The following is a 2635-nucleotide window of genomic DNA, read 5'->3' on the forward strand; positions in this document are numbered from 1 at the left end:
CCCCGGAGCGGCAGTACCGGCTCGTCGTCATCGTCTCCGACGTCTCCCGCGGCCGAATGCTGCGACTGCCCTGGGATTACCAATCGGCTCTCGGTGTCAACCCGGATTCTCAGTCGGTCGCCGAGGCGGTCTGCGCCTCTGCCGCGACGCCGTTCTTCTTCCGGCCCCGATCACTGCCAGCGGATCCGAGTGTGGCCGGCGGTGACTCGGTGCTCGGTGCCGACGGCGGTCTGCTGTCGAACTTCCCCGTCGGCATCTTCGACCGCAAAGATGAGAAGCCTGCCCGCTGGCCGACTTTGGGCGTGATGCTCTCGGCCAGGGAGACGGCCGAAACCCAATGGCGGCCCAACGCGAACACGTATCAGTACGCGGTCTCGCTCCTGTCGACCATGATCAACGCCCACGACCGGCGCCATATCGACGAGCCCTCCGTCACCGATCGCACGATCTTCGTCGACACCGCCGACCACAGCAGCACCGACTTCGCTCTGACGCGGACCGACAAGCTCGACCTCATCGACTCGGGCGACACCGCAGCCATGGAGTTCCTGAGCACATGGGACTGGCAGACGTGGAAGGAACGCTACGACCGACGGTGACCGCAGCGACGTCCACGACACCGACGAGAGCCAGAACACCTGTGCACAGACCTCTGCTCGTGCAACAATGTGGGCATCGACAGGCACACACATCGACCACCACCGAAGGAGCGAGCATGAGCGACAATCCCAACGATCCGAGACAGTGGCAGGACGAACCTGCGATGGGTGAACCTGAGATGGATGACCCCACCCTCGACGAGCCCACAGCCGACGAGCTGGACGATCCTGAACTCAGTGCCGCCGAGGCCGAAGCCGATGACGTCGACATGGAACTCGACGCCGACGCCGAACCCGATGCGGCATCCGCACCATCGGTCGAGCCCGGAGCAGACGGCCCCGAGGGCACCGGCATCGAAGGCGCCGACGACGCTCTCCTCGAGGATGCCGATGAGGACGAGCTCGATTCCCCGGACAGTCCCGATGAGTTCTCCACGGAATCCGCGACAGCCGCCGAATTGGGCAACCGGCCCGGCGATGAGATGGTCACCGCAGACGAGGACGAGGATGAAGTCGCCGAACTGGCCGGCGATGACCTCGATGTCGACGCTCTCGCCGATGACGGGGTCGAAGAGGTCGCCGTCATCGACGGCATGCCCGAGGTCATCGACGACAACTACGACGAAGACTGAGCAGTGGATCGTTCGGAGAACGCCAGGTAGGACAGCACGTTCGCTGTCTGAGCCGGGCGGTCTCCGGCCAGCCCTTCCAACGACTGCACCGCTGCTGAGATCGCCGTTCGATACAGCAGGGAACCCGTGCTGATCCGTGCCGCACCTGCCCCGGCCAACTGACTGCGTGAGAATCGTGGACTGGCCAGCACGTTGACCGGCAGCGGGCAGGCGTCGACGATCCGGGTGATGACATCCAAGTCGAGATCCCCGGGGACGAAGATCCCATCGGCCCCGGAGTCGGCATAGCGCCGCATCCGCTCAAGGGTGTCGCCGAGGTTGTCCTCCCCGGTCCAGTACGTGTCGATCCGGGCATTGACGAACAGATCCGGGAACGCGTCCTTGATCGCTCTCACCTTGCCGGCGAGCGCCTCCGGTGCGGCGAGGCGACCGCGAGCGGAATCCTCGATGTTGATCCCGTTGACCGCGAGTGTGTCGTCCTGCCGATTTGAAAGACTCCCCCGCAGTATTTCGACGACAGCCACCGGGTCGTCACCGTACCCATCCTCGAAGTCGCAGGTGAGCAGTGTTTCCGGCAGTGCCCGTCTCATGTTTCCGACCAGATCGGCCGTTGCGGTCAGCGTTGCGCGGTCCTCATCGGCGGCGCCGATGCCGGCGGCCACACCAAGACTGGTCGTGCCGATGGCCGGGTGACCCGCCTCGGCGAACAATCGGCCACTCGCGACGTCCCAGGCGCAGGGCAGGACGAACGGCTCCCCCGGCCGGTGCAGTTGGTGGAAGGCATTCATAGCTGTGTCACCTCTGTGGCAAGTATCCAGTCGAGGCGGTCCCGACCGGTTGGTGTGAGTGTGAGTGCTCGACTGTTCTGAGGCCGGACGATCCACTGACGGTCGATGTGAACTCGTCCTGGTCGGCACCGATTCCGGGTAGCTCCTGCTCATGCCCCCATGCTAGGCCTCTCAGAGTTCGGCACGTTCCGAACAGTGGCTGATCTGCTGCCGCCGGCTCACGCCCCGCAAGCCTGGTCGCATAAGGTGGGGACTGATGTAGAGGCCGTGAACGCAGAGGAGCAGCCATGACAGACATGACGGTGGAGGACTCGGCGGCAGACCGGCTCGAATCCGCGTTGTCGGGGCGCATCGATCCTTCATCGGTTGATGCGATCGCCACTCTGGCCCACCAGGTCCCTGCCCCGGAACTGACTCGCCTCGTCCACACGAGCACGCCCCTCCAATCGGCCGTCCTCTTCCGTGTCCTCGATAAGGACCGGGCGCTCACCGTCTTCGAGAACCTCACACCCGGCTACCAAGCCGAGCTGGTCCAGAACCTGCGCGAACCTGAGGTCGCTGACATCGTCGAGGGCCTCGACCCCGACGACCGGGCCGAACTCTTCGGCGAACTTCC

At 64.9% G+C, this 2635-nt stretch carries 4 protein-coding genes; 3 read left to right on the forward strand and 1 reads right to left on the reverse strand.

Annotation, left to right across the window (positions count from 1 at the left end; all coding sequences use genetic code 11):
• Window positions 1-599 (forward strand): patatin-like phospholipase family protein (locus L0G76_RS15530; RefSeq protein WP_304358040.1); only part of this gene is annotated, 599 nt, incomplete at its 5' end.
• A gap of 116 nt (window positions 600-715) precedes the next feature.
• Window positions 716-1231, forward strand: a complete 516-nt coding sequence (locus tag L0G76_RS15535) for a hypothetical protein (protein ID WP_096158264.1) — start codon at window positions 716-718, stop codon at window positions 1229-1231.
• Here L0G76_RS15535 and L0G76_RS15540 read toward each other — a convergent pair.
• Window positions 1216-2019, reverse strand: coding sequence for an isocitrate lyase/PEP mutase family protein (locus L0G76_RS15540; protein ID WP_164743161.1), 804 nt, complete (start codon window positions 2017-2019; stop codon window positions 1216-1218). The genes L0G76_RS15535 and L0G76_RS15540 overlap by 16 nt on opposite strands.
• 287 nt (window positions 2020-2306) lie before the next feature.
• Between L0G76_RS15540 and L0G76_RS15545 the strand changes: the two genes are divergently transcribed.
• Window positions 2307-2635: magnesium transporter MgtE N-terminal domain-containing protein (locus L0G76_RS15545; protein ID WP_487247012.1), on the forward strand; the 329-nt coding region annotated here is incomplete at its 3' end.

The organism is Brevibacterium picturae (assembly GCF_030453725.1).
GTDB classification, from domain to species: Bacteria; Actinomycetota; Actinomycetes; order Actinomycetales; family Brevibacteriaceae; genus Brevibacterium; species Brevibacterium sandarakinum_A.

Excerpts from the sequence above, each read along its gene's own strand:
- L0G76_RS15535 (WP_096158264.1), top strand. The coding sequence starts at position 716 with ATGAGCGACAATCCCAACGATCCGAGACAGTGGCAGGACGAACCTGCG.
- L0G76_RS15540 (WP_164743161.1), bottom strand. The coding sequence starts at position 2,019 with ATGAATGCCTTCCACCAACTGCACCGGCCGGGGGAGCCGTTCGTCCTG.